The sequence below is a fragment of the Hyalangium sp. genome (assembly GCF_045802625.1).
Lineage (GTDB): Bacteria > Myxococcota > Myxococcia > Myxococcales > Myxococcaceae > Hyalangium.
Genome location: NZ_JBJMQP010000054.1, coordinates 118,496 through 143,965 on the forward strand (window position 1 = coordinate 118,496; position 25,470 = coordinate 143,965).

Consider the following 25,470-nt stretch of genomic DNA (forward strand, 5'->3'; position numbering starts at 1 on the left):
GCGGATGGCGCAAGCGGCCCGTCTCCCCAGCAGGCGGACGAGGGGCAGCGGCAAGGGATGGGACATACGCCCGCGCCATCCCCATCCTTTGAGAGCCAGGGCCTGTGGGCCCATCGTTCTCGAAAGCGAGGTCAGGTCATGCTCATTGTCTGGTCCGCGGTGCTGGGCGTCCTCATCTTCCTCGGAATCGTGGTGGTGACCCTGTTCTTCGGAGCCTCGGCCAACAAGGCCGAGAGGGAAGCCCTGAACCGCACGCAGCGGGAGCGCGAGGCGGGGCTGACGGGCGACATCACCTCCGACCCGACGCATCCGATCCACGCCCGCTACGTCAACCCCTGAGGCAGAGGGCGCGGAGCGCGTGGCTCACTTCGGGCGCGGGCTGTAGTAGCGCCGCAGCCAGCGGCTCAGCCCGTCCAGCCCGGGGAAGAGCACGCGCTCCGTCACGTTCGCCTGATCCAGCTTGTCCCGGACCTCCCACTTGAGCGAGGCCGGGACGATGAGCCGGCTCACGCCTTTCTTCTGGCTCTCCAGGAACGTGTCCAGCCGCAGCAGCGGGCCGTTCATCACCGAGAACAGCGCGAACTGGTTCACGATGCGGTCGTCCAGGGATGGCGGCTCGAAGAAGAGCACGAAGGGGTGCTTCGTCAGCCGATCGAACGCCGGCAGCTCCGTGGCCACCGCCGCGAGCATCTCCGCCGTGAAGACATCCGCGCCCTCCTCCTCGAGCTGCTTCTGGAGGGGCTTGGGCAGCAGCCGGTTCGTCTCGTGGTAGTCCACGCACCACACCGCCCCGTCCACGTCGTACCGCTCCGGATCCTCCGTCAGGAAGTGGAGCGCGACATAGGGGCTGAACGTCCAGTCCAGCAGCCGCGTGGGCAGTCCGTGGTGCTGCGCCAGCGCCAGCCAATCCCAGATGGACTCGCAGGGCTGGGAGCCCTCGCGCGCGTACTTGCGGAAGGCGCGCAGCAGATCCCTCTCGTGCGCGGCGAAGGCCCCCTCGTGGCGATTGAGCGAGGTGGAGAGATCATGCCGCGCGTCGGGCACGCCCCGGAAGGCGAAGCTCGGGCGGAAGCGGCGGAGGTCCTCGTTCCACGAGCCCGCGAAGAGCGCCTCCTGCAGCTCGATCCAGTTATTGACGCGGTGCTCTCTCACACGGGCTCTTGGGTCGCCGAGCACCAGTATTCATGTCCCCGTGGCGTCAGCCAGTCCGCACCGGCGCGGATGCGTGGGCCACCCCACAGAGGCGGCGGCGAGGCGTGCACCAGCCCACACCCCAGCGCGCCGAGCGTGTGGCACCGCACAGGCTGCCGGGGCTCAAGCCACCTGGCAGCAGCTCGTGCTGGGAGGCTCTCCGTGGCCATGGTGGGTGAGCGCGTGCAGGATGCGCAGCAGCTCCGGCGCGGAGAAGGGCTTGCGCAGCAGGCACACCGCTCCCTCGAAGCTCGGCATCTCCAGGTCCAAGCCCGTGGTCAGCACCACGGGCAGCTCCGCCAGCTCGCGCTGGCTGTGGAGCAGGCGGATCAAATCCCGCCCCTCGATGTCGGGCAGCACCCAGTCCAGCAGCAGCACGTCCACGCGCGGCTCGGTGAAGAAGGCGCGCAGGGCGGTGAAGGCATTGGGGCAGGGCACCACGCGGTAGCCCTCCTGCTCGAGCAGAGCCGCCACCGTCTCGCGCACGTCGGCATCATCTTCAGCCAGGATGACCACAGGGCGCGGCATACGGGGGCTCACCTCATCCACGGACGCGGGAAGGACATGGGCAGGGCCGCCGTCCGACTCACGCCTGCCGATGCAGAACAACCCCGTGGCTTCGAGGCCTCGTCCCCTCGCATTACGCGCCGGAGAGGCTCGTCTGCTGGCCAGGGGCCCGGGCTTAGGGCCGGCCCGAGTCGGCGGGCTGGTTGAAGGCGTAGGAGTCCGCGCCAGGCGCCTTGTCCTCTTGGAACAGGGGGCACTTGGCGCAGGTGAAGCTCTCCCAATCCTCGTGAACGGCGACATCCACGCACGCGCTGTAGTGGCGGCAGTGGACGTTGCGGTGCTCTTCGATGCTGAACTGATCCGCGCGCCGGGGCAGGCGGAATGCGGTGGGTCGCGGCTGTGCGCAGGGCATGGTGAGTAGACTCGCGTTTTCGGTTGGATCCCCTCGTTGCACACGGACCAACGGCTGGTGCGTCGCGTCATTCCCGAGAGGTACGTCTCTCTCAACCGGGCAACTCCGCCCATCCTTCCGGAGAGTTTCCCTGGGCGCCGCGCCTGGCGCCTCCTTCGCGCGGGGCCTCGGCGGAAGCCTCGGCGGGCCGGCTGCCCTCCACGCGAACAGGCATTCCAGCTCGGTCCTGCCGAGCTTCAGCGCCTGCCAGCACATCCGCCGTGCATGGCGTCGTCGCTGGTGAAGGGAGCAGTGCTCTAACGTGAGGGGCTCCACTGGCAGAGGGAGCTTCTGATGCGTACGTGTCTGGGCAAGCCCCTGGAGCACGCGGCAAGGGCGTTGTGGCTCAGTGCGCTGCTGCTGGCCACCGGGTGCGCCACGGTGCCCGCGCCGCCCGGCTCGGACATGGCCTACCGCCAGCGCGCCCGGCGCCGCGAGCTCGCGCTCAAATGGGGCTCGGAGCCGAGGCCGCGAACGCAGCAGGCGCGGCCAGAGCTGGATGAGCCCACCGCTTCAAGCCGCCCCCCGGTGCCGGAAGGCTGGCCGGACGAAGCCTCCAGTGATGAGGAGCTGCTGGCCCCCTTCCTGGAGTGCCGTTCGGTCGGGGACTGCCTCGCGTTGCAGCGAGGGGTGGACATGGGGCGGGTGGTGCAGCGGCTGGGGGATTGGGGCGCGGTGCGGCTGGGCGCGTTGGGGCCGCTGGTGGATGCCAGGGCCTCGCAGGCGCTCACCGCCAAGCGGGCCTCCTTCCTGCTCAAAGCCACGCAGGACTACGGCGCCAATGCCCAGATCTTCGCCCTCTTCATCGTCCACACCGCGTTCGACGATGAGCTGGACGCGCTGCTGCGGCGGCTGGCGCACGACAAGCAGTTGAGCCAGACGCTGGGGCGCATGGAGGCGGTGCGCCAGGAGCTGGAGCGGCGCAGGCTGAAGCTTTCGGACTACCCCGAGCGAGGCGAGCGGGCCTCGGACGTGCTGCGAGGGCTGGGGCACGCAGCCACAGACACACTCAACAGCAGCTCAGCGAGTGACGGGGCGCGCTACCAGCGAATGAGCGCGCAGCTTCAGCAGATGCCCCCCGCCTACCAGCAGGCGCAGGCGGAGCTGGAACGAGAGCTGATGCGCGAGCACTACGCTCCCGGCAACGCGGCGCTGGGCGCCTTCGACCAGCTCACCTTCGGAGTGCCGCTGGGCTTCTACCACCTGGGAGTGGGCACCACGCACGGGCTGGAGGAGCTGTGGCAGGGGCGGTACGAGGAGGCCACGCGCGAACTGGCCCCGGCAGCACTGGTGGTGGCGCTGTACGCCGGAGGCAAGGGCGCGCGCTACGTGGCAGAGGGCAAGGGAGCGCGGCTGTCACTGCCAGAGCTGAGGCTGGAGGCGCTGCGGAGCGTGGCGTGGCAGGTGGCCGAGCGGCTGGGGGTGGACGGGCTGGGAGACCTGGCGCGCTACATCCGAGCCAGCCGGGAAGCGGCGGTATTCGTGGGGGCGGGGGGAGAACCGGCCGCCGTTGCGCTGTACGAGGCCCGCGGCAACGTGGCAAGGGCACAGGCGTGGCTGGCCGAGGCCCGCTCCGAGGCCGTCGGAGCCCCTGAGCCGACGGTGGCCCCAAGCGGAGCGCTGGGGGGAGTGGCCTCGCTGGTGGACGAGGCGGCCGGCTACAGCGCGGAGGTGGTGGAGGCCAAGCTCCAACAGGCCGAGTGGGAGGCCCCAGGCCCACGCCTGCCCGCGGACGTGGCGCTGCTCTACAAGCTACGCGCCACGCTCTCCTCGCCGCCGCCCGGAGTGCCGGAGGGCTACGCCCTGTGGGAGGACTATCGCGCCTACCGCCAGCAGCGCCTCACGGAGCTCGAGCAGGGGAAGTCCACGAAAGGGCCGCTGCGATGGGAAGCCTACGAGCGGATGCACGGGACCTTCGCTCGGGGGCTGGCCTTCGAGCGCGCCATGGTGGAGTTGCTGCGCGCCGACGCCAGCCTGCCGCTGGCGAAGCGCCAATGGCTCAAAGGTTTCAACCAGCCCCGCATTGAAGTGCACGTGGGCGTGGCCAAGCCGGGTGTGCCGGGAATCCGCTACGCGGACATGCTCGTCATCGAGGAGCGGCCCCCCTCTGGCCAACCTCCCCGCGTGGAGACCTTCAGCTTCAAGAGCCGCAACCTCGCGCTACTCAAGGACAAGAGCTTGGAGGCACAGGTGAAGCTGGATGCCCAGACTGCCCTCGACTATTACGGGGGCTCGCTAGACATTCGGCGACCGTCCCTCAAGGGGCCCGTGCAGGTACAGCGTGTCCGTCTTGTGTACCAGGGCGGTGCACTCCTGCCTGAGAAACCGCAGAGATTTGAGGACGCCGTGAACGAAGCGAAGAGGAGGATCCCAGGGGTGGAGGTGCTCGTCCAATGAAGGCGCTGACGCCGCAAGACTTGAAGGCCGAAGACAGTCTCGACCTCTATTGGGATGGAACCTTCGATCCTCAGATGGAGGTTGAACGCGCGTTGGAGCCCTTTTTCCAGGCGCTCGAGGAGTACGCCGGGGAGTGGATGCCGGACTTCGTGGAAGGCAAGCGTCGCCGCAAGTACACCCGGGCCGCTGTCTGGAAGTCCTGGGAGGAGGAACGCGATAAGTCCGGCTCGCTCATCGGCCTCTCTCACTCCACATACCCTTGGGTGGACATGTCGGTCAGCTTCGCGCTCTTGCCCATTCCCCACTCACTGCATGCCAGCCTCCATGTGCAGCCGCTTACTTTCTTCACCGAAGAGGAGCGCTGCCGGAGGTTCGTGGAACTGGTGCGCGCCTGGTCCTCCCAGTACCCCGTGCCCTATGCCTCGGCTCATAGTGGGGCAGACGCGGTGCTGGCGGACGCTCCCTACTATGGCCGCGACAAGCAGATCGCCCGGCATGACGGGTTCGACAAGATCTACGAGGTGTGCTGGCTGAACGTGTTTGGCCCCCAGTTGATAGAAACAGTAGGGCGCGAGCGGATGCTCTCCACCCCCGCCTACCGGGTGGAGGAGTTACCCAATGGCTCCATTCTGCTGGTGACGTGGCCCACCGCCGCCGACTTCACCCGCGAAGAGGCCCGTCAGGCTCAGGCCCGCGCGCTGGTGCACCTGCGCCCGGAACTCGACTACGCCACGGTGCTGCGCTCCCTGCATGAGCGCAACGCCGCCCTCGTGCCCGTGGAGCCGCGCTTCCACCCGGACGTGGAGCCCCTGCTCTCCCGGCTGGCGGACGAGGCCGGCGTCGCCAGGCGCCAGCAGCGAATCGCCGAGCTCAACACCTACCAGCCGCCCGAGCCGGAGGAGTGGTTACCCGCCAGCGCGGCCCTGCCCTCGGATGTGCCGGACACGAAGGCGGCCCTGGAGCACTACTCGCTGCTGGCCGAGTACCTGGTGGCCATGCGCCACACCGACATTCCCTCCGTCTTCGAGCAGACCCCCGAGTCACTCTCCGACGTGGACGCCGGGTTCTGGCTGGAGAACTTCCCGGAGACCTTCGAGCGGCAGCTCATCGATCAGCGGGCGGTGCCCACGATCGGGGCCTACCTGGGAGAGGTGCTGGTGCGCCACCTGGGCGGGCAGTGGATCCCTCGCAAGAAGCTGGAGGAGGCGCAGGTGCGGGTGGGCCAGCGGGTGTGGCTGCCCTTCGTCCGCGCCTACCGTTACCTGCGCTCGCGCCAGTCGCTGTTGGACTCCTCGCTCACCCAGCTCTACCGCGTGGCCGAGCGGCACCGAGGTTGAGCCCGTCCCTACTGGTGGGAGGAGCCGCTCCACTCAGGCGGATCCCGCCACGAGGCGGTGCCCAAGCCGCTCGCCGGGCAGCCAGGCGGAGCGCACATTCCTTCACCCGGCGCGCACTTTCCCTGAAGATGCGCTCGTGTCCATGCCTAGCCGACAGCGTCCTGTTGCTCACCCCCGCCGGCTCGCGGTGCTGGCCCTGTGCGCCCTGTTCGCCGTGAGCGGCTGTACCGCCTTTGGCCGCGCCGTGAAGGAAGGTGACGAGCTCACCGCCCAGCACAAGTGGGCCGCCGCCGAGGCCGCCTACCAGCGCGCCCTCGCCGCGGACCCCGAGGCCTCCGAGGTGACGGTGAAGCTGCGCGCCGTGCACAAGGACTGGAGCGCGGAGGTCTACCAGGAGGCCGAGCGTGTCCACGGCACCGGCGATCTCCCCGCGGCGCAGAAGCTGCTGGTGCGGGCCCTGCAACTGGACAGTGAGAACGGGGATGCGCACGCGCTGCTGGCGCGGACGCTGGATGCGCGCGTGGAGGTGGCGCAGAAGGCCCTCAAGGACGAGCGCTTGCAGGAGGCTCGCGCCGAGTTCGATGCGGTGCTCGCCGTCTCGCCGGACCACGTGGCCGCGCGCAAGGGGGTGGAGGCGGTGCAGGTGGCGTGGGCGAAGCGCTGGTTCAAGACGGGGCAGCAGCTCGAGGAGAGCGGCAAGCTGGGCAACGCGCTGCTGTCGTACGTGCGCGCGGACCAGGAGAAGGTCGGGGTCACGGCGGCCCGGGAGCGCGCCGAGGCGGTGCGCCAGAAGCTGCGCGACGAGGTGGCCTTCCTGGTGGTGGCCACGCCGGTGGAGGACAAGGCGCAGTCTCCGGACGTGGCGCAGCGGCTGGGCGCCGGGCGGCTGGCGGCGATGCTGCCCACGGAGCTGCCCATCCGCGTGGTGACGGAGGCGCCCGGCTCCAAGGTGGGCGTGAAGCTGGACCTGACGCTGGAGCGGGTGCTGCCCATCAAGGCGGTGGAGCAGGGCCAGAGGACCCAGCGGTACCTGGCCGGCAACCGCTCGGTGCCCAACCCCAAGCGCAGGCAGTACGAGGACAAGCTGCTCCAATCCGAGCGCACGCTGGAAGAGGTGGAGCGCAAGCAGGCGGCGGCGCTGCGCGACTACCTGCGCCGCCAGGCGGAGCTGAACACGGTGCGCCAGACGGCCGAGCGCTGCCGCGAGCGCGAGCGCAAGACGTGCCTGGACCTCATCCAGCGGTGCGGCGAGGCGGCCAGCGAGCTGCAGAAGCCCGGCCAGGTGCCCGAGGAGTGCAACCCGGCGGCCTGCGCCACGCGGCAGTGCGGCCAGGAGGAGCAGCTGCTGGTGACGAACGCCGCCGTGGTGCAGCAGCTGGAGAAGCAGCTCGACACGGCGCTGGAGCAGTCGGAGAGCCAGCGGCGCGAGGTGCAGCGGGGCCGGGACTTGGTCTTCCGCGAGCCCGTGACGGTGGACGAGCCGATGTACTCGGACTTCGTGTACGACGTGGAGCTGCACCGGCTGACGGTGAAGGCCACGGTCACCTCGGTGGTGAGGGATCTGCTGGCCGACAAGGCCGCGCCGGCGCCGGTGACGCAGGACTTCGACGTGATGCACGAGGACTCCAGCAACAAGGGCTATGACCGCTATGGCGTGCTGGCGGACCCGGTGCAGCTGCGCAGCGAGCTGGAGCTGCGCGTGGACGCGGGAGACAAGGCGATGGAGGACATTGCCAAGCGCGTGATGGAGCGCTTCGACGCATACCGCCAGCAGCGGCTGGAAGAGGCGCGGCTCGGCATGGTGCGGCCCGGGGCCGAGGATGTGGTGGAGACGGCGGTGCGGGTGCTGCTGCTCACCGCGGACAAGCCTCCGGCGGACATCCTCCAGCCCATGGCCCGGGCGCGAGGGCTCCAGCGCCCCGAGGCGCTCTTCGGTAAGTGAGCCTGCGTCGCGGTCTCTGGGTCAGGTGATGCGACACATAGGATCGCCAGGACCCTGCTTCCGAGTTTCCCTGACCGTGTCCCGTCCAACCGGGCGGGCCTCCAGGCGGCCGGGCAATAGGACCTGTCGAATCTTCTCCCCCCTTGCCTACCTACGTGGTAGGTAGGGTCCAGGAGGCCCTACGTGACACGTGAGATTCTACCCGGTGCAACGATGTTCGAACGGTGTGTCGTCGCTCATCAGGAGTATCTGGATATTGGCCGCCGCTACCTCCAAGCCTTCGGGCTCAACCGAGGAGTGGGTGCCATCGTGGAGGACATGAATGAAGGGCGCTTGCCCTGGGAAAAGGCCCAGCAGGTGCTCAGTCACGTCCACCACCTCATCATCGAGCACATTACCCGGCGGGTAGGGTTCACGCGCTTCAGCGTCCTCTACAAGGATCCGGAGTTCATCACCCTGCAGATGGACAGCCTGGCCGGCAGCATGCAGCGCCACGGCCCCTTCGCCCAGGAGCGGTATGCGCGCGCCGTCGAGGGGTTCGCGTGGACCTCGCTGCGGCTCTGGCACCTCGTGGCGCATGATCTCGGCGGGCGCCACATCTACCAGCCCACCCCCGAGGTGGCCGAGCTGCTGCGCAAGGCGCCCCCTGTGAACCCGTGGAAGACGCCTCGGCTCCCGGTGCCTTCCTTGATGCTGCTCGTGCCACCCGAAGCGAGGCTCACCCTCTCGCTGAAGGGCTTCCCCTCTCGGGACGTCACCGAGATCTACGCCGTCGAGGCCGAGCCTCCCGGGCACCAGTGGTCCATGTGGATCCACGCTCCCATCGACGAGCGCATCGCCGAGTCCGTGTACCTCGAGCTGACGTTCCCTCCGAACGGCACCCTCGAGGATGGGCTCGCCACGGCTCACGACATGTTCCAGGACGGCTCGCCCTCCATTGATGGTTGGAAGGAGTGCGTGCGCTGGTTCGCCGCGACCATGCGCTATCTGGCCGAAGGAGGAGGCAAGCAAGAGGACACGCTTCCTTCTCCGGAAGCAAAGCCAGAGCAGCGGGTCCTCATCGACGTCCCCGACAGCTTGCACTGAGCCGCATGGGCTCCGCGCTAGGAGATCCGGGAAGCAGCCAGGCAGCCGTGGCGCGCTCGTGATCCCAGGCTGAGGCAATCGCCCAACGGTGGCGCCGTAGAGCCAGATGAAGGGGCTCGAAGGAGGCCATCATGAACTTCCAGTATCTGTTCCACGATAGTGATCTGAACTACGCAGCGATGTTCGTCGTCATCGCCGCGTACATTGCGCTCATGGCCGCGTTCATCATCCCGTCCTGAGCCTCGGACTCAGCGGGCGCTGCTCCAGGCTCCGCGTCAGTCCACGCTCGCGCTCACGGCGCCGTTCTGGGCCCTGAGCACCGCCATGTGACGGCGCCGGGCGTCAGCCGCCGCCAGGTGCCAGGCACCCGCGAGCAGGCCCACCAGCAGACAGCCTCCCCAGAGCGTGAGCCCTCCCAGGTTGCCCAGCGCCCATCCTCCAATGGCCGGCGCGAGGCAGGCCGCCAGCCCCCAGCTCATGGAGAAGGCTCCCTGGTAGGTGCCGCGCAGATGGGCCGGCGCCAGGTCCGCCACCACCGAGGGCGACACCGTGGCTCCGAGGATCTCTCCCACCGTCCACACCGCCACCGCGAGCATGGCCAGGGGGACGTTGAAGGACAGCGAGTGCAGCCCGAAGCCCACGCCGGTGAACACCGCTCCCATCGCGAGCACCGTGGAGCGGCGCCACTGGGAGACCCAGCGCACGATGAAGGGCTGCGCCAGGACGATCAGCACGCCGTTGACGGACATCACCGTGCCGAACTCCGCCGTGCCCATCCCCCGAGCGTTCAGGTCCAGCGCGAGCGCGGTGCTCATCTGAAAGAAGATGATCGCCACCAGGAGGGTGGGCACCCAGAAGGCCAGGAAGGCCTTGTCCTGGAAGGGGACGAACGAAGGCAGCAGCGAGCGCGAGGTCGTGCGCTGCGAGAGCGTCTCCGGCACCTTGAACCAGACGAAGCACCCATAGAGGAAGGTGGTCAGCGCGTCCGCCACGAAGAGGATGAAGAAGCCACCTCGGGCCACGAAGCCGCCCAGCGGCACGGAGATGGCGAAGCCCACGTTGACCACCCAGTAGAGCAGCCCGTAGGCCCGGCTCCGGTCCTGCGGGGGCACCACGTCCGCGATGGCCGCGGAGACCGCGGGCCGGTACAGGTCTCCCAGAATGCCGAGCGTGAAGGCGGCCACGCGGATCCACATCGGTTCGCGGCAGAAGCCCAGGAAGAGCATCGCCGCCGAGCCCACCCACAGCCCCAGCGCCAGCGCCAGGCGCCGGCCCACGCGGTCCGCCAGGGTTCCGCCCAGCGGCGCCGAGCAGGCCGCGCCCGCTCCGTACAGGGCGACGACGAGGCCCGCCTGCACCTCGGTGAAGCCCCGCTCGCGCGTCAGGTAGAGCGCCAGGAAGGGCGCCACGAAGCTGCCCAGCCGGTTCAGCAGGGTGCCAGCCCACAGGAACCAGTACGTGGAGGGGAGCCCGCCGACGGTGAGGCGCACCTGCTCCGCGAACTTGCCGCGGACCATCGCCAGGGAGAGAAAAGCCATGCTGTCGACAGCATGCGATAGCGGGCAGCCGCTTCCAAGGGGGGGCGGGCGCGCAGGCCGTGTTTCATGGCGGACAGGCCGCCGCGAGATCTGGCTGGTGGTCCACCGAGACTTGCAGCACAACGCCCGGCTCGGAAGAGGACTCGGGGCGAATGATCGCGGTCATCAGCTTGCTGGGAGTGTGTCTGGTGCTGGGAGTCCTCGCCCGGCGCAGCGGCCGCTTTCCGCCTCAGACGGCCGTGGTGCTCAACTCCTTCGTCCTCGCCGTGGCCCTGCCCGCGCTCGTGATGCACGTGGTGCACAAGCTGGAGTTCCGTCCCGGGCTGGTGGCCGCCGCTGTGTCGCCGTGGGTCGTCTTCCTGGGCGCGGTGGGGTTCTTCCGGTGGCTGGGGCCACGGCTGAGGCTGGGGCGGGCTTCCACCGCCGCGCTCGTGCTCACCGGGGGGCTGAGCAACACCGCGTTCGTTGGCCTCCCCATGGCCGAGGCCCTGCTCGGCCGCGAGGGGCTCGCCGTGGCCGTGGTGGTGGATCAGCTCGGCTCGTTCTTGGTGCTCGCCACGCTGGCCACGATGTTCGCCGCTCGGGCGTCGGCCGGGGAGGAGACCCTCAGCGCCTCCGCGCTCATGCGCAAGGTGGTGGTGTTCCCGCCCTTCGTGGCGCTCATCATCGCGCTGGTGCTGCGCCCGTGGGCCTTCCCGGACTGGCTGGACGCGCTGCTGGAGCGGCTGGGCTCCACGCTCACCCCGCTCACGCTCTTCTCCGTGGGCTTTCAGCTCCAGCTCCAGGGGATTCGCTCGCGGGCGGGGGCGCTGGCCCTGGGGCTGGGCTACAAGCTGGTGCTGGCGCCCGCGTTGGTGTGGCTCGGGCTCTGGGCGCTGCCGGTGGTCCCCATCGTCCGGCAGGCCACGCTGCTGCAGAACGCCATGGCGCCCATGGTCAGCGGCGCCATCCTCGCCGCGGAGCACGAACTGGATCCGGAGCTCTCCGCGCTCATGGTGGGCTTCGGCATTCCGCTGAGCTTCCTCACCGTGTTCCTATGGATGCGGTGGGTGTGAGGGCTCGAGACGCTCACGTCAGCTCGTGGGTGAGCTCCACCAGCACTGTCTCTGCACAGCGCCTGGAAGGCCGCTGTGTCCTTCTCGTCGATCCGGCGCGCCGTCAGGCCGGAGTCCGTGGGTAACTGAAGCACTACGCGCTGGCCGTGGCCGAGTAAGACAGCTCCAGGCCGTTGCCCTTCACCTTCATCCGCGGCTTCGAGAGCCAGTGACACTGCGGGCAGTAGCTGTGCGCCCCCGCCGGCGTCGCGCGGATCGTCACCTCGCCTCCGCACAACAGGCACCCCTGGGGAAGGGTGAACTCGGCGAAGCGCTCACCGTTGATCTCTGGAATCATCATGCCTCTGACGTAACGCAGAATTTGGCCATCACAAGTCGGCTTTTGTTGTCCAAAGGTCTCAAGCAGGCGGCCGGGCGAGCCACCCTGAATTCCTTACCGTCCCGCGCTGGACGGTGGCCCCCCGCACACTGCAACCCCTCGAAACCACGGCCCCGCGCTGGCACGCCTCTTTCAAGCAGATTCCCCCAGGGGGAGGGTGGATGGCGGAGATCGAGCACGTGGTGCTCCTTCACGATCGGCGGGGTTGGAGCGTGAAGGTGGTCTTGAGTGAGGGGGGCTCGCGGCGCTACCGCTATGGCAGCGAGGCGCAGGCGCGCTTCTTCGCCGCCGTGTTCCAGCTGGGGCCTCGGGTGCTGCCGCCCACGCCTCGCGCCAACGCTCGCAAGCGGAAGCGGGCCCCGGCGGCCACACTGCCGGTGGATCTCACCGGCTAGTCGCTCGCAGGGCCACCCGGCAGCGGCTTTCTGCTACCCATGCGGGCAGGTTTCGGAGAGGCTGAGCACGTTCATAGGAGAGATGACCATGAGCGACGCTTCCAAGCCCTTCGTCCTTCCCACCCACCGTGAGCAGGTCACCCTGGAGCCGGATCCGGGCGGCCGCTGGTCCGACAAGTTCCCGGACATGATCGGCTACAAGAGCCAGGGCGGCGGCAAGGTCCCCGCGGACTTCACGTGGGCCACCAACCCCAAGCAGTGGCAGGAGGAGCTGACGCCCGAGACGCTGGCGCGGCGCTACCAGAGCCTGCGCGTGCTGCCCGCCGCTCCCGCCGCTCCCGCGCTCCCCGAGGGCGAGAAGAAGCCGTAGCGGGCCGCCGCGGGCTCTCAGTGGAACGGCAGCCCCGCGAGCCGCTCCCGGAACAGCTCCAGCGTCTCGCGCACCTGGGCGTCCTCCAGGCCCTCGCCGGAAGCCCGGCGGTTCTTGCGCAGGAAGGCGTCGAAGGTAGCCGAGCGTCCATAGAGTTCGCTCGCTCGCTCCAGCGCTTCCAGCAGCACCCGCTCGGCTCCCGGTGAGCCCAGGTCCATGTGCATGGAGACCTGCTCCAGCCGCGCGCCGCAGGAGGACCACACCGCGCGATCGTGCCCCGTGAGCACCTGCGTGGTGAGCTCGTCCGTCACCCGATCCAGCTCCGTGAGCGAGGGCTGCACCCGGTTCAGCACCGCCTCGCCCTCCAGCGGGGTGGAGGCCGCCAGGCGCTGGAGGTTCTCGCGCAGCTCCACCAGGAGCCGCTTGTCGCGCGTGCGCAGCGTGAGCGTGGCCGGCATCGTCGCGAAGGAGGCCAGGCTCTCCGCCAGTTGGCGCGCGAAGCCGGGCATCGCCTCGGGCGCTGTGCGCGGCAGGCGCTCGAGCTTGCTCTGCAGGGAGCGGCGCAGATCCGCCAGGGCGGCTCGCAGCGCCGCCGCCGCCGACATCTGCAGCCCGTAGCCGGGGATGACCTCCTCGCGGCGCACGTCCTCGAAGGCCGAGGCCGTCAGGTACACCAGCTCTCCCATGCGCGAGCGGAAGTCCAGGCGGAAGGTCTGCAGCTCCGTCATCAGCTCCCAGCGATCCGACACCACCTCCGGGCGGCGCACCCGCTCGCCCAGCTCCGCCACGCGCCTGGCCAGCCGCTCGGCGCTCTTCTGGAAGACGGCTTCGACTTCCTGGGAGAGCCGCTCGTCCGCGCTCGCCGGTGGTGGCCTCCAGCCGCTGTCGGCTCCCGCGGAGCGCTCCGGTGCCGGGAACTGCTCGCGGATGACGGCGATGAGGTGGTTGACGTCCACCAGCGTGTCTCGCAGGGCCGGCGCCATCGTCTCCCAGAGCGAGAGGTCCGCCCCATCCGGCTGCTCGGCCGTGGTGGGCTCGTACTTGACGATGTTGAGGTGGCTGAGCTGATCAATGGCCACCGCCGCCGCTCCGTAGACATGCTCCAGCCGCTCGGCGAGGTGCCTGTCCGTCAGCGCGTCGAGCAGCGCCTGGAGGCGCGAGGGCAGGGAGTCTGGAGGCGTCCGAGGCTTGGTCGTGAGCATGGAAGGCGGTGGAGCTCCTTCTCGGGAGCTCCCGAGGGAGACGCTAGCCCAACTCCGTGAAAACCCCTCGGTCCTGGCGGCCAGAGGCGCGCCGCCCCGGATCCGGCATAGAGTGCGGACTGGGGAGGAAGTCATGAACATCCGGTCCCGTCGCTGGCTCATCGCTGGCGGCATTGGAGTGGCGCTCGCCGCAGTGGCGCTGGCCATCATCAGCTCTGAGGTATGCCTGTCCGCGTGGCTCTTCCAGGGCGTGCGGGTGTCCCAGTGCCCGGATGGGCACTTCCGGCAGACCGCGGGCTTGCAGGCGGATGGGCTGGCGCGTGAGCGCATCGGCACCGTGCGGGTCTGGGCGACAGCTCACGGCGTGGGCAAGTCCCATGGCCAGGAGCTGTTCTCGCGAGTCCGCCGCGCCGAGGCTCAGCTCGTGCTGCTGGATGCCTCGGGGAAGGAGACGCCGCTCCAGCCCGAGAAGCCTTGGCTGCGGCACGATGACGGGGAGCTGTCCGCCCAGGTGAAGCTGCCCGCGCTGCCGGACGGGGACTACCGGCTGCGCGCCCAGGTCACCACGCCGCTGGGGAAGGACTCGGTGGAGGCCGCCGTGCCGCTGTATGCCCCGGCTCGCATCCACGTGCTCACGGACCGGCCCCTGTACGAGCCCGGCCACCGCGTGCAGTTCCGCGCCCTGGCCCTGCGCGCCAAGGACCTGGCTCCCCTGGATGGACGCCCCGGCACGTGGAGCGTGGTGGATCCCAACGGCGAGGTGGTGCTGGAGGAGAAGGCTCCCGCGGGCTCCTGGGGCGTGGTGTCCGGGGCGTTTCCGCTGGATCGCGGCGCTCCCACGGGCGCCTGGCGCGTGCGCTGGGCGAGCGGTAATGCCAGCGGCGAGGCCTCCTTCCAGGTGCAGCCCTTCACCCTGCCGCGCTTCCGGGTGGAGGCCTCCAGCCCGAAGCCCTTCTGGCGCGCGGGGGATCTGCCCACGGTGGAGGGACAGGTGCTCTACAGCTCGGGCGCGCCGGTGGCGGGCGCGCAGGTGTCCTTCTCGTGGAACCACTCCGGCGAGTGGCCGCCTCCCACCGAGTGGTTCGATGGTGGCGCGCTGCCCTCCAAGGTGAAGAGCGACACGGCGGGGCACTTCCGGGTGAGCCTGCCGCGCGTGCCCCAGGATCTGCGTGGCCAGGTCATGCTCTCCGCCACCGTGACGGCCGTGGATCCCGCCGGGGATTCCGTGAACGGGGGTGTCTCGCTGCTGCTCTCCGAGGATGCCCTCGCCGTCTCCGCCGTGACGGAGCTGGAGGGCGGGCTGGTGCAGAACTACAGCAACCGCGTGTACCTGCGAGCCACCACCGCCGATGGGGAGGTGCTCCCCCGCGCCGAGCTCACCGTGAAGCGCGCGTGGGATCCGAGGGATCCGGGCGTGAAGGCCGTGGCGGACGAGGATGGCGTGGCGTCCCTGCAGCTCGATCCCGGCATTGCCGTCAACGTCGTGGTCCCCGCCATGCCGGTGCGCCGCAAGCCGCTCCCGGCTCCCGTGCAGCTCTCCGGCTCGAGCGACTTCCTCGGCGAGAGTCAGGAGACCTCGCTGGAGGACCAGGTCGCCCTGGAGCGGTGGCTGCCCGCCTTCTACCCCTGTGCTCGCTTCGTCTCGCCGGAAGCCGGCAGCGCCGAGGTGCAGCTGGCGGTGCGGGTGGGCTCCAACGGCGCGGTGGCGGATGTGGTGGTGGGGCGGGGACAGCCCGCGGCGTGCCTCGCCGAGGTGGCGCGGACTCGGACGCTGCCGCCCGGCCATGAGCGCATGTTGCAGCTCAACCTCCAGGTCGTCGATCCGCAGCTTCCCGTGCTGAACATGGATGTGGAGAACGTCGCCGGGGAGCCTGAAGCCCTCAACGCGGTGCTGCAGCAGGCGGCGCTCGACGCGCGCACGTGCTTGCCCGCGAAGCTCTCCGAGGAGTCGGCGCTGCCTGCCACCCTCCGCTGGCGGATCCGGGCCGGAAAGCCGGACGTGGAGTTGGGCTGGGTGCCCAGCGCGAAGCAGGAGGGCGCGACCCTGCTGTCCGCGGCGGTGCTCCCGTGCCTCCAGGCCCGCTTCGCGCATGTGTCGCTCAAGGGCGCGGAAGCAGCGGAGGAGGGCGATGAGGCGGAGCTGCCGAAGACCCATGCGGATGCGATGGGCGTGGCGCACTTCACCGCGATCCCCGCGGCGGGTGACTCGGGGGAGGCCCAGGCGCAGGACACCACGCGGCTCGGCTTCGAGCTGCTGGTGAGCGCGCGGGTGGAGGGCAAGGACAGCGGCTCGACGAAGCTCTTCCTCTCGCCCACGCAGTTGCCCACCCAGCGGCTGCGCGCCACCCCGGTGCTGGCGCATGCCGACGAAGAGGTCCGGGTGGAGCTGCTGCGCGGGCCTGACTTCACCGGCTCGCTGCCGGAGAAGCTCTTCCTGGAGGCAGGCCCGGCCCGGCTCGAGTCCAAGGTGGATCCGAAGGCACGCGCGGCGAGCTTCCGCCTGCCGTCCGGCTTCGAGGGCTGGGCCCAGGTACAGTGGAACTCGGCGATCGCCCGGGTCTACGTGGCGCCGCGCGCGCAGCTCGCCGTGGAGCTGTCGCCGGAGAGGCCCTCGTACATGCCAGGGCAGGTGGCTCGCCTGATGCTGCACACCCGCGTGGATGGCAAGGACGGCCCTGCCGCCGTGGGCCTCTTCGGCGTGGATGAGGGGCTGGCGCAGCTCACCTCCCTGCCAGGGCCCACGGCGCTCGCGAGCCTGCGGCCCGCTCCGACCTTGAACAGCCCCGCCTTCGGGGTGCTCGATGGACAGGCGCTCGCGATGGGGCGCATCCGTGGCGCCAACGCCGCGGCGGCGGCCCTGCTGCGCGTCAGCTCGGTGCCGGCCCTCGAGGCTTCGGAGCCCTCCGTGGCGGTGAATGCGCAGAGCCCCTTCGCTCCGGAGGTGGAGCTGACCGAGCCCTTCTATCGGGTGCTCGCCGAGCTGACCGTGCAGGTGCGCGCCTGGGAGGAGAAGGCTCCGGCTGGCGAGACGCTGAGCCCCGAGGGCATGGCGCGGATGTGGGAACAGGCGCTGGCGGCCTGTGAGAAGCGTGGAGAGCCCGTGACGGACGCCTATGGGCGCCGCTTGCGGCTGTCGAGGTTGCCGTCGGAGCTGCTCGCCCTCACCGATCCGCGGATGGTGGTGGTGGGCGGGACGCGGCTCTCCGAGGACGTCGAGAACTGGGGCGCGTGGGTCGCCCGGGAGGCGCCATGAAGCGCACACTGCTCATCTTCGCAATCCTGTTCGTCGGCATGCTGCTGGGTGCGGCCCTGACGAGCTTTGGCCGGCTCTCCGCTCCCATGGCGATGAGGGGGGAGGCCGAGATGGCCTACGCGGGTGCTCCGCCCCCGGCCTCCCCTGCGCCCGCCGCCGCGGATGAGGAGGCGCTGGGTGGCCGCGACCTCCGAAGTCCTCCGCCCAAGTCGGTGGCGCAGGCGAAGCGCCGCTCGATGATGCAGGTCATCAAGGGCGCCGGGGCCGCCGCGCCAGAGCCCGAGAGGCCCGCTGTGGACGCGCTGGAAGGCGGCGTGGCGGGCGGCGTGCTGGGCGGTGTGCTGGTGGACGGCAAGCAGGCATCCCCAGAGCCCGAGGCGGCCCCCAGCCGCGCCTGGTTCCCCGAGACGTTCCTCTTCGAGCCGCTGGTGGTGACGGACGGAGCCGGGCAGGCGACGGTGCCCGTGAAGGTGCCGGACCGGCTGACGCGGTGGCGGGTGCTGGCGCTGGCGCACTCGCGCTCGGGAGCGCAGGCGGGGGCGGTGGCCAGCTTCGCGGGCACGCTGCCCACCTATGTGGATCCGGTGGTGCCCGCCTTCCTGCGAGCCGGGGATGCGGTGCGCCTGCCCGTGCAGGTGGTGAACACCACGGGGGCCGCCGTGGAGCAGCCGCTGAGGCTGTCGGCCGAGGGCGCGGTGGTGGACGGCAGCGGCGTGCGCACGGTGAAGGTGCCGGCCCAGGGCAGCGTGGTGGAGTACGTGACGGTGAAGGCCACGCAGCCGGGGCCTGTCTCCTTGCGAGCCTCGCTCGGCTCCACGGACGCGGTGGTGCGCGGCTTCGACGTGGTGCCTACCGGAAGGCCGGTGAGCCAGACACACGGGGGCTCGCTCGCGGCGCCTCGCACGCTCACCCTGGAGGGGCCCGCGGAGGTGGAGCAGGGCAGTGAGCGGGTGCGGCTGCTGGTGTACCCCGGCGCTCTGGGCGTGCTGCGCGCGGAGCTGTCCGCGGCGGTGGGGCGCTCGGGGCTGGCGGAGGATGCGTACACGCTGCTGCTGGCGGGCCGTGCGCCCACGCTGCTGAAGACGCTCGGCGAGACGGCGGACGCGGAGGCACTCAAGGCCATGGCCTCCGTCTCCGGTCAGCGTGTGCTACGGGCGGCTCGCACTCCGGACGTGCCCACCGCGGCGTTGCTGGCGCAGGCGGCGCTCATGCACCCGGACAACCCGGTGCTCTCGAGGTTGGGAGAGCGTCTGGCCGCACAGGTGGCCACCGCGCAGCGGCCCGATGGCACCTGCCAGGGCGCCGATGGGTGGACGTTGCAGCGGCTGCTCGTGGCCACCGCGGATTGTGCCCAGGCGGTGCGGGCAGGAGCGGCCCAGTCCACCTCCGGCAAGCAGCGGTCGGCGGTGTTCTCCGTGCGCGCCATGGGCGCCTTCGAGCGGAACCTCTCGCGGGTGCAGGATGGCTACACGGCGGCGGCCATCCTGGCCAGCGGTGGGGTGACGGGCTCGCTCCAGGAGATGCTGCGCGCCAAGGTGCGCGAGGCGCTGAAGACGCATGAGGACGGCTCGGCCTACCTCCCGGTGGAGACGGGCGTGGTGCGAGCGGATGGGACGGCGCCAGGCGAGTCGGAGGCCACGGCGCTGGCGGTGCTCGCGCTGGCGGGAGACACGAAGGCGCCGATGGCGGACCTGGGCACGTCGCTGCTCGCGGGCTACCAGCCGGGGTGGGGCTGGGGGGATGGCCGCGCCAACCTCCTGTGCCTCCAGGCGGCGATGGCGCTCTTCTCTCAGCCGCTGCCCTCGCAGGTGCGGGTGATGCTCGAGCGGGATGGCAAGACCGTGACCGAGGGGACCTTCGATGCCAAGGCCCTGCGTGACGTGCTGGCGCTGGAGGCGGCGGCGCCGGGCTCGGCGGGGGCCCACGCGTGGACGGTGCGCGCGGAGCCGGCGGTGCCGGGGTTGGGCTACTCGCTGGCGCTGAGCGCCTACGTGCCGTGGAAGGCCGAGAAGAGCCAGGGCCTGGAGCTGGCGGTGAAGGCGCCGGCCGAGGCGAAGGTGGGAATGCCGGTGGACGTGACGGTGCAGGCGGCCTCTCCGGCGGGCATGGCGCTCAAGCTGCGCTACGCGTTGCCCGCGGGCGTCCAGGTGGATACGCCGAGCCTCGTCAAGCTCGTGACCGAGCAGAAGGTGTCCACGTTTGACGTGGAGGACGGAGCGCTGACGCTCTCGCTTCCGCCGCGTGGGGCTGGCGAGCCGTTCCAGGCCAGCTTCCGCGTGGTGCCGACGCTCGCGGGAACGCTGCAGGGAGGCGCCTCCAGCCTGTACCCCGTGGACCGCCCGGAGCTGGTCTCCTACGTACCTCCGTCCCAGTGGACTGTGCGCTGAGCGTGGCACTCCGCCTCGGTTGGAGCGGAACCTGTCTGGCTGCCTGACAGGTTCTGCTCGCATGAGCCGCCTGGAGAGGGAGCAGACAACCTGAGATGTCGAGCCCCCGACGCGGGGGAACGGCTCTGTCCCACTGGCAGTGCGTCCTGTCCACACCATCTTTCCTGGCAACACAGGAGGGGGTATGGGCGTCAGGGCGCGGGAACAATCTTTCAGGTGGCTTCTGGTGGGGTGCCTCTGCGTGCTCGCGGCGGGGCCTGCCCTCGCCTTCGATGAGGCGACAGCGGATCGGGCGCTGCGGTTTGCCCAAGAGCAAGTGAACAAGACCGCGCACTCGGGGCTGGCGACCGATCGCTACCCCAAGAACAGCACTGACACCGGCTGGGTCCTCAACCGCAACGATGACATGACCGCGTGGACCCAGGGCTTCTTCCCGGGGTTGCTCTGGCTCATGTACGAGCAGGGCCGGGACCCCACCTGGCAAGCCCAGGCGCGAGCGTGGACCCAACCCCTGGAGATCCAGAAGACCAACACGCTCACCCATGATCTGGGCTTCAAGTTCATGCCCAGCTTCGGCCAGGCGTACCGGCTCACTGGAGATCCCGCTGACCGCGAGGTGCTGCTGACAGCAGCGCGCTCACTGGCCACCCGCTTCAACCCGGCGGCTGGAGTCATCAGCTGCTGCGACTGGAACGAGGAGTGGCAGGTCCCGCTCGTCACCGACACGATGATGAACATCGAGCTGCTCTTCTGGGCGTCCCAGAATGGAGGAGACCCGGCCTGGGGTGACATGGCGCTCACCCATGCGCTCACGACCCTGCGCGACATGGTCCGCCCCGATGGAGGCACCTTCCACGTGGTGGACTACGACACCCAGGGCCACGTCCGCTCGCGCGGCACCTTCCAGGGGTACTCGGACGACTCCACTTGGACGCGCGGGCAGGCCTGGGCCATCTACGGCTACACCATGGCGTACCGGTACACGCGAGACCCTCGCATGCTGGAGGCCGCGCAGAAGGTCACCAACTACTACCTGGATCATCTGCCTGCGGACTTCATTCCCTACTGGGATCTCAACGCGCCGCCGGGCCAGCAAGAGAAGGACTCGTCGGCCGCCGCCGTGGTGGCCTCGGCGCTCCAGGAGCTGAGCACCTATGTCACGGATCCGGCCGTGGCCAAGCGGTACCAGAGCGTGGCGCTCTCCACGCTCGACACCCTCTGCTCTCCGGCGTACCTGGCCGAGGGGAGCACCAGCCCCGGCATCCTCCTGCACGGCGTGGCCTTCTATAAGACGCCCGTCAAGCCGCAGGGCGATGCCATCGACCGGAGCCTCATCTACGGGGACTACTACTTCGTCGAGGCGCTGCTGCGCTACAAGCAGTCCGTCACGGGCGGCGACCCGGTCACTCCGGCGCCGAATCAGCCCGAGCCCCCCCAGGAGCCCGAGCCGATCCCTGAGCCCAAGCATGGCTGCGCCGCGGCTCCAGGCTCCGCGGTGGGGATGCTCGGGCTGCTGTCCTGGATGCGGTGGTCGCGCCGCCGCCCACGCACCCGGGCCTGAGCTCGCGCAGGGCCTACGAGGCGCCGAGCTGCTCGGGCTCCAGGCCCACAGCGCTGGCGTGCCAATGGTTCATTCATCCAGGAGCCAGTAGGCGATGGACGTCTGGAGCGATTGCAACCGGGTCAGCAGTGCACCGGCGGCGCCGCAGGACAGCGCCGCCTCCACGCTCCGCAGCGCTCCCATGACGTCGTAGCGCTCGAAGAGCTGTTCGGCCACCTGCGCATGGCACCGGGCGGCCTGCTGGAGCTCCCCGCCGAGCTGATAGTGCTCGGCCAGCACCCGCAGGTCCGGCTCGCCGCGCTGCTCCAGCCAGCTCCCGGCCAGCCGGTGGCCCAGGCGCTTGGGCTCGTCCGGCAGCAGATCATAGGCCGCATCCCTCAGCAGCGCGTGACGGAAGCGGTACTCGGTCTCGGAGGGGAAGCGGCTGGTGGGCTGAGGCTCGATGATCTCCATCTTCACGAGCTGCTGCAGGTGGTGCGGGAGCTCCTGCCGCAGCTCCACGGAGTGAAGCGTGGCCAGGCCGCTGGTCCAGAAGGCGCGGCCGAAGATGCTGCCGGCCAGCAGCACCTGGCGGGCGCCCGCCTCCAACCGGAGGATGCGTGACTGGAGCATGGCGAGCATGGACTTCGGCAGGGAGTTCTCCCGGCCCTCGGCCACCAGGCGAATGAGCTCCTCGAGGAAGAGGGCATTGCCGGCCGCCTGCTCGATGATGCGCTGGGTGGTGGACTCGGAGACCTTGGGACCCAGCACCTCCTGGGCCAGCCGGGCGCAGGCCTTCTTGCTCAGCCCTCGCAGCGAGAGCTCCTGCAGGCAGTGGGACCACAGGCCCGGGAAAATCTCCTTGGCCTCGGGCCGGGTCACGGCCAGCACCATCAGGGGCTGATCCGTCAGCGCTCGAAGCGCCTCGTCCACGTGCTTGACGGTGAGCGCATCGCCCCAGTGCAGATCCTCGAGCACCAGCAGCACGGGGCCACGAGCGCACTCGGCCTTGAGGAAGGCCACCAGGGCCCGGCTCACCTGGGTGTCCATGAGCAGCGGATCGGCGCGGGCGGCGCGCAGGCGAGCACTGGCCGTGTCAGTCAGGGGCACGCCGCACAGCTCGCTCAGGAACTCGATGACATCCTGCGCCTTCTCGGCGGGCACGTGGCGCGCCAGCCGCTCCGCCAGCTTGGATTGGCGCGCCTCGATGGACTCGCCATCCAGGATGCCGCACAGCTGGCGCAAGGCTTGGCCCAGCAAGCCTCCGGCGGACCCGGCGCTCATCGGATCGCCCCGCCCTATCAGCACCAGGGGCTGGGGCGAGCGCCGCTCCAGGCGACGGAGGAACTCGTGGCGCAGGCGGGACTTGCCCATACCCACCGGAGCGGTGACGAGCACGGCTCGGGCCGAGGGCTCCTCGGCGCACGAGGTGAAGAGCAGCTCCAGCAGGGAGAGCTCCTGCTCCCGGCCCACGCATGGGGTGGGGTGGCCCAGCAGCGTGCGAGAGTCATCCGAGTCCGCCTGATGCCCGTGGAGCAGGAAGGTGCCGGACTCGGGGCGGCTGAGCTGGAAGCTGGAGCCCAGCAGCCCCGCGGTGGTCTCGTCGAGCATGACCTGGCTCAAGGCGTCAGGCCACTGCTCGTGCTGGCGCAGGAGCTGTCCGGCGCGCTCCATGGCCTCGCCCACGGGCAGGTGCTTCTGGAGGGTGCCGCGGCCAGTGGTGAGCACCACGAAGGCCTCTGGCCAGCTCTCCTTGATCAGCAGGGCACAGCGCGCGGCCAGGGCGGCTTGATCGCTGGCGGTGCCGTGCTCGGGCACCAGGGTGGTCACCAGCGAGCCATCCGCCAGGAGCTCAATGCGGCCTCCGTAATGCGCGAGCAGGCTCTGCAGCGAGTCGCGCAGGGCCTGCCGGGGAGTCAGCGCCAGCGTGGCGTCGGGAGACGACGCGGTGCGCGGCGAGGCCAGCAGGACGCTGACGAGCTGCTGCTCGGCGCCTCGGGAGAGGGCAGAGGGGGGCGGCTCGGCGGCTGGAGGGTAGAGGGGGACGGTGAGTGCCCCGGGCTTGGGGAGCAGCAGCAGCAGGGCGGCGGCATCCGCGGGGCGCTGGCGCGGATCCTTCGAGAGCAGACCCTTCACCAGGGTCTGCAACCACTCGGGTAGGTCCGGGCGCAGCGTGCGCAGCGGCGGAGGCTGGGCAAAGAGGATCTTCGCCAGCACCGCGGCGAAGTGAGGAGCGATGAAGGGGGCTTTGCCCGTCAGACACTCATAGAGGACGCACCCCAGCGAGAACATGTCCACGGCGGGGGTGAGCGCGCCCTCGCTCGAGGCCTGCTCGGGCGCCATGTAGCCTGGAGTGCCGAGCACGGCCCGGCTCCCCGTCATGGCCAGCGAGGCGTGCTGGTAGCGCGCCAGGCCGAAGTCCAGCAGCACCACCGCGCTGGGAGCTCCTCCGCGCAGGAAGAGGTTGGAGGGCTTGATGTCGCGGTGGAGGATGCCGCGGTGGTGAACGAGCGCCAGCGCTTGGGCGACACGGCGTATGAGGCCGAGCGTCTCCTCCAGCGAGAGGGGCTGGCGCGCCAGGCGGTACGAGAGATCCTCCCCCTCCAGCCACTCCATGGCCAGGAAGGGCTGGCCCTGCGGTGTAATCCCATGGGCCACGTGAGAGACGATGGCGGGGTGGTGCAGCTCCGCGAGCAGGGAGGCCTCGCGCGTGAAGCGCTGGAAGGCCTCGATGCTGTGCGCCGGGTGCAGCAGCTTGAGGGCCACGCTCTTGCCCGTGAGCGAGTCGTGGGCGCGGTACACGGCTCCCATGCCGCCGCGGCCCGCCATGAGCTCCACGGTGAAGCGTCCGGCGATGACGGTGCCCTCCGACAAATCCCCCCGTGAAGACGGGTGGGAGGGTGGCGCGAGCTGTTTCAGGGGGCTGTTCATGGAGCGGTAAAGTGTACAGGGGGAGCGTCAAAATGTGCCGCCCTTGTAACGATACCTGGGGCTCCAGGGTTTCGGCGACCTGGATCAGCCCTTCAGCCCGAGCAGGCGCTCCAGCAGGCTGACACCGCCTACGAGTGCGAGCCCGCCCAGCACTCCCAGCCACTGTCCGCGCCCCTCCGCGGGGCTGGCCGAGCGCATCTCCGGCAGCAGATCCGTCGCGCCGATGTAGAGGAACGTGCCGCTGGCGATGGCGAGGACGATGCCCTCCAGGTTCTGCACGAGGTGGCTCCCCAACAGCACGGCTCCGGCTCCCAGCGCGGCGGTGAGCTGGACGAGGGTGAGCGCGATCAGCGCCCTGGCACGCGAGAAGCCCGCGGCGCGCAGCAGGGCGTAGTCCCCCACCTCCTGAGGCAGCTCGTGGGCGATGATGGCCAGCGCCGTGGCGATGCCCGCCTCGGGAGACACGAGGAACGCCGCCGCCACCGCCGCGCCGTCCCCCAGGTTGTGCAGGCCGTCCGACGCCAGGAGCGCCGCTGGCAGCGTGCGAGACTGGGTCCCCGGGAAGTCATGGTGGTGGTGGGGGTGGTGGTGTTCGTTGGCGGTGCCATGGTGGTGGTGCCCCATCATCCACTCCGCCACGGCGAGCACCATGAAGCTGGCGAAGGCCCAGCGGAAGGCCCAGGGGCCCTGCGTCGCGACGGCCTCGGGAAGCAGCTCCAGGAACACCGCCGTCAGCAGCGCCCCGGCGGCGAAGCCGACGAACACCTGCAGGTGCCGCCGCAGCCACTGCTCCGAGAGCAGCCCGCCGGTCAGCCCCGCGACGCCATCCGCCAGCACCGCGAGCCAGGTGTAGAGCGTCGCCCGCTCCATTCAGCGCCCCATCAACCACTGGAGCAGCGCCTGGGGCGCATCCACGTGGACGAAGTGTCCCGCCTCCGGGAGCAGCGCCACGGGGCAGCCGGCCGCCTCCATGCGCGCCGCGTCCGCCTCCGTCACGTAGCGCGAGCGCCCTCCGCGGATGCAGCGCACCTTCGCGCCCGGGCGCTCCACCGCCTTCCACAGGTCCACCCCGTTCACCTGCCGGTGCAGCTCCGCGAGCGCCTGTCGATCGAAGCGCCAGCGCACGCCGCCCTCGGGAGTAGAGACGAGGTTCATCACCAGCCAGTCGGCCAGCCCCTCCAAGAGGCCCTGGCCCACGAGGCTTGCGCGCATCTCCCGGCGGTTCGCGGCGGTGTCCGGCGCCTGGAGCAGCACGTTGAGCACCATGCCGCTCTCGGAGAGGTTCACGGGCACGGGGCTCGGAGAGATGTCCAACAGCGCCACGCTGGCCACATCCGAGGGAGAGGCGAGGCTCGCCGCGAGCGACACCCGGCCGCCCAGCGAGTGGCCCACCCACTCCAGCGGGCCGGAGAAGCCCTGGGCGCGCGCCGTCTCCAGCACGTCCCTGGCGAGCGTCTCCAGGTTCGCGCCTGGGAGCGGCACGGGCGAGGCTCCATGGCCGGTGAGGTC

General features: G+C 70.2%; 20 protein-coding genes. 11 read left to right on the forward strand and 9 right to left on the reverse strand.

Annotated features, from left to right (window positions below):
- Positions 1-138: 138 nt before the first annotated feature.
- Entirely contained in the window at positions 139-339 is a 201-nt protein-coding gene (locus tag ACJ8AT_RS11145; RefSeq protein ID WP_407737657.1) for a hypothetical protein, read from the forward strand.
- Between the two features lie 24 nt (positions 340-363).
- On the opposite strand, the gene ACJ8AT_RS11150 is transcribed toward ACJ8AT_RS11145, so the two are convergent.
- The 3 genes from ACJ8AT_RS11150 to ACJ8AT_RS11160 form a co-directional block, all read right to left on the reverse strand.
- The gene (locus tag ACJ8AT_RS11150; RefSeq protein ID WP_407737658.1) at positions 364-1,152 is read right to left on the reverse strand and encodes an FRG domain-containing protein; all 789 of its coding nucleotides are present in this window, start codon (positions 1,150-1,152) and stop codon (positions 364-366) included.
- A 162-nt stretch (positions 1,153-1,314) separates the two neighbouring features.
- Positions 1,315-1,719, reverse strand: coding sequence for a response regulator (locus ACJ8AT_RS11155; RefSeq protein ID WP_407737659.1), 405 nt, complete (start codon positions 1,717-1,719; stop codon positions 1,315-1,317).
- Positions 1,720-1,873: 154 nt separating this feature from the next.
- Complete coding sequence (locus tag ACJ8AT_RS11160; RefSeq protein WP_407737660.1) at positions 1,874-2,110, reverse strand: hypothetical protein; 237 nt, start codon at positions 2,108-2,110, stop codon at positions 1,874-1,876.
- A gap of 333 nt (positions 2,111-2,443) precedes the next feature.
- Between ACJ8AT_RS11160 and ACJ8AT_RS11165 the strand changes: the two genes are divergently transcribed.
- The 4 genes from ACJ8AT_RS11165 (at position 2,444) to ACJ8AT_RS11180 (ending at position 8,911) form a co-directional block, all read left to right on the forward strand.
- Positions 2,444-4,546 (forward strand): hypothetical protein, encoded by a 2,103-nt coding sequence (locus ACJ8AT_RS11165; RefSeq protein WP_407737661.1) that lies wholly within the window; start codon positions 2,444-2,446, stop codon positions 4,544-4,546.
- Positions 4,543-5,883 (forward strand): hypothetical protein, encoded by a 1,341-nt coding sequence (locus tag ACJ8AT_RS11170; RefSeq protein ID WP_407737662.1) that lies wholly within the window; start codon positions 4,543-4,545, stop codon positions 5,881-5,883. The genes ACJ8AT_RS11165 and ACJ8AT_RS11170 overlap by 4 nt, the downstream gene beginning before the upstream one ends.
- 142 nt (positions 5,884-6,025) lie before the next feature.
- Complete coding sequence (gene traC, locus ACJ8AT_RS11175) at positions 6,026-7,825, forward strand: outer membrane exchange accessory lipoprotein TraC (protein WP_407737663.1); 1,800 nt, start codon at positions 6,026-6,028, stop codon at positions 7,823-7,825.
- 183 nt (positions 7,826-8,008) lie between these two features.
- Positions 8,009-8,911 carry a hypothetical protein gene (locus ACJ8AT_RS11180; protein ID WP_407737664.1) on the forward strand — a complete coding sequence of 301 codons (903 nt, stop codon included), beginning with the start codon at positions 8,009-8,011 and terminating at the stop codon, positions 8,909-8,911.
- Between the two features lie 275 nt (positions 8,912-9,186).
- On the opposite strand, the gene ACJ8AT_RS11185 is transcribed toward ACJ8AT_RS11180, so the two are convergent.
- Positions 9,187-10,449 carry an MDR family MFS transporter gene (locus tag ACJ8AT_RS11185; RefSeq protein ID WP_407737665.1) on the reverse strand — a complete coding sequence of 421 codons (1,263 nt, stop codon included), beginning with the start codon at positions 10,447-10,449 and terminating at the stop codon, positions 9,187-9,189.
- A gap of 152 nt (positions 10,450-10,601) precedes the next feature.
- Between ACJ8AT_RS11185 and ACJ8AT_RS11190 the strand changes: the two genes are divergently transcribed.
- The gene (locus ACJ8AT_RS11190; RefSeq protein ID WP_407737666.1) at positions 10,602-11,504 is read left to right on the forward strand and encodes an AEC family transporter; all 903 of its coding nucleotides are present in this window, start codon (positions 10,602-10,604) and stop codon (positions 11,502-11,504) included.
- Positions 11,505-11,637: 133 nt separating this feature from the next.
- Here the strand turns inward: ACJ8AT_RS11190 and ACJ8AT_RS11195 are convergent, their stop codons facing one another.
- Positions 11,638-11,844, reverse strand: coding sequence for a hypothetical protein (locus tag ACJ8AT_RS11195; protein ID WP_407737667.1), 207 nt, complete (start codon positions 11,842-11,844; stop codon positions 11,638-11,640).
- A gap of 200 nt (positions 11,845-12,044) precedes the next feature.
- Here ACJ8AT_RS11195 and ACJ8AT_RS11200 point away from each other — a divergent pair, with 200 nt between their 5' ends.
- Together ACJ8AT_RS11200 and ACJ8AT_RS11205 are read left to right on the forward strand one after the other, a co-directional pair.
- Positions 12,045-12,278: a hypothetical protein gene (locus ACJ8AT_RS11200; RefSeq protein ID WP_407737668.1), complete on the forward strand. Its 234-nt coding sequence runs from the start codon at positions 12,045-12,047 to the stop codon at positions 12,276-12,278.
- An 88-nt stretch (positions 12,279-12,366) separates the two neighbouring features.
- Entirely contained in the window at positions 12,367-12,648 is a 282-nt protein-coding gene (locus ACJ8AT_RS11205; RefSeq protein ID WP_407737669.1) for a hypothetical protein, read from the forward strand.
- A 17-nt stretch (positions 12,649-12,665) separates the two neighbouring features.
- On the opposite strand, the gene ACJ8AT_RS11210 is transcribed toward ACJ8AT_RS11205, so the two are convergent.
- On the reverse strand, positions 12,666-13,850 hold the full coding sequence (locus tag ACJ8AT_RS11210) for a hypothetical protein (protein ID WP_407737670.1): 1,185 nt from the start codon (positions 13,848-13,850) through the stop codon (positions 12,666-12,668).
- A gap of 133 nt (positions 13,851-13,983) precedes the next feature.
- Here ACJ8AT_RS11210 and ACJ8AT_RS11215 point away from each other — a divergent pair, with 133 nt between their 5' ends.
- The 3 genes from ACJ8AT_RS11215 to ACJ8AT_RS11225 all read left to right on the forward strand — a co-directional run bounded on the left by ACJ8AT_RS11215 (position 13,984) and on the right by ACJ8AT_RS11225 (position 21,051).
- Positions 13,984-17,103: an MG2 domain-containing protein gene (locus ACJ8AT_RS11215; RefSeq protein WP_407737671.1), complete on the forward strand. Its 3,120-nt coding sequence runs from the start codon at positions 13,984-13,986 to the stop codon at positions 17,101-17,103.
- Positions 17,100-19,490: an alpha-2-macroglobulin family protein gene (locus ACJ8AT_RS11220; RefSeq protein ID WP_407737672.1), complete on the forward strand. Its 2,391-nt coding sequence runs from the start codon at positions 17,100-17,102 to the stop codon at positions 19,488-19,490. Before ACJ8AT_RS11215 ends, ACJ8AT_RS11220 begins: the two co-directional genes overlap by 4 nt.
- Positions 19,491-19,716: 226 nt before the next feature.
- Positions 19,717-21,051 carry a glycoside hydrolase family 88 protein gene (locus ACJ8AT_RS11225; RefSeq protein ID WP_407737673.1) on the forward strand — a complete coding sequence of 445 codons (1,335 nt, stop codon included), beginning with the start codon at positions 19,717-19,719 and terminating at the stop codon, positions 21,049-21,051.
- A gap of 69 nt (positions 21,052-21,120) precedes the next feature.
- Here the strand turns inward: ACJ8AT_RS11225 and ACJ8AT_RS11230 are convergent, their stop codons facing one another.
- The 3 genes from ACJ8AT_RS11230 to ACJ8AT_RS11240 all read right to left on the reverse strand — a co-directional run.
- Positions 21,121-23,961 carry a serine/threonine-protein kinase PknK gene (locus ACJ8AT_RS11230; protein WP_407737674.1) on the reverse strand — a complete coding sequence of 947 codons (2,841 nt, stop codon included), beginning with the start codon at positions 23,959-23,961 and terminating at the stop codon, positions 21,121-21,123.
- A gap of 84 nt (positions 23,962-24,045) precedes the next feature.
- Positions 24,046-24,831, reverse strand: a complete 786-nt coding sequence (locus tag ACJ8AT_RS11235) for a ZIP family metal transporter (protein WP_407737675.1) — start codon at positions 24,829-24,831, stop codon at positions 24,046-24,048.
- A partial coding sequence (locus ACJ8AT_RS11240) for an alpha/beta fold hydrolase (protein WP_407737676.1) occupies positions 24,832-25,470 on the reverse strand: 639 nt, incomplete at its 5' end.

Excerpts from the sequence above, each read along its gene's own strand:
- ACJ8AT_RS11200 (WP_407737668.1), top strand. The coding sequence starts at position 12,045 with ATGGCGGAGATCGAGCACGTGGTGCTCCTTCACGATCGGCGGGGTTGG.
- ACJ8AT_RS11145 (WP_407737657.1), top strand. The coding sequence starts at position 139 with ATGCTCATTGTCTGGTCCGCGGTGCTGGGCGTCCTCATCTTCCTCGGA.
- ACJ8AT_RS11220 (WP_407737672.1), top strand. The coding sequence starts at position 17,100 with ATGAAGCGCACACTGCTCATCTTCGCAATCCTGTTCGTCGGCATGCTG.
- ACJ8AT_RS11160 (WP_407737660.1), bottom strand. The coding sequence starts at position 2,110 with ATGCCCTGCGCACAGCCGCGACCCACCGCATTCCGCCTGCCCCGGCGC.
- ACJ8AT_RS11170 (WP_407737662.1), top strand. The coding sequence starts at position 4,543 with ATGAAGGCGCTGACGCCGCAAGACTTGAAGGCCGAAGACAGTCTCGAC.
- ACJ8AT_RS11155 (WP_407737659.1), bottom strand. The coding sequence starts at position 1,719 with ATGCCGCGCCCTGTGGTCATCCTGGCTGAAGATGATGCCGACGTGCGC.
- ACJ8AT_RS11230 (WP_407737674.1), bottom strand. The coding sequence starts at position 23,961 with ATGAACAGCCCCCTGAAACAGCTCGCGCCACCCTCCCACCCGTCTTCA.
- ACJ8AT_RS11195 (WP_407737667.1), bottom strand. The coding sequence starts at position 11,844 with ATGATGATTCCAGAGATCAACGGTGAGCGCTTCGCCGAGTTCACCCTT.
- ACJ8AT_RS11205 (WP_407737669.1), top strand. The coding sequence starts at position 12,367 with ATGAGCGACGCTTCCAAGCCCTTCGTCCTTCCCACCCACCGTGAGCAG.
- ACJ8AT_RS11185 (WP_407737665.1), bottom strand. The coding sequence starts at position 10,449 with ATGGCTTTTCTCTCCCTGGCGATGGTCCGCGGCAAGTTCGCGGAGCAG.
- ACJ8AT_RS11235 (WP_407737675.1), bottom strand. The coding sequence starts at position 24,831 with ATGGAGCGGGCGACGCTCTACACCTGGCTCGCGGTGCTGGCGGATGGC.
- ACJ8AT_RS11210 (WP_407737670.1), bottom strand. The coding sequence starts at position 13,850 with ATGCTCACGACCAAGCCTCGGACGCCTCCAGACTCCCTGCCCTCGCGC.
- traC (WP_407737663.1), top strand. The coding sequence starts at position 6,026 with ATGCCTAGCCGACAGCGTCCTGTTGCTCACCCCCGCCGGCTCGCGGTG.
- ACJ8AT_RS11190 (WP_407737666.1), top strand. The coding sequence starts at position 10,602 with ATGATCGCGGTCATCAGCTTGCTGGGAGTGTGTCTGGTGCTGGGAGTC.
- ACJ8AT_RS11165 (WP_407737661.1), top strand. The coding sequence starts at position 2,444 with ATGCGTACGTGTCTGGGCAAGCCCCTGGAGCACGCGGCAAGGGCGTTG.
- ACJ8AT_RS11215 (WP_407737671.1), top strand. The coding sequence starts at position 13,984 with ATGAACATCCGGTCCCGTCGCTGGCTCATCGCTGGCGGCATTGGAGTG.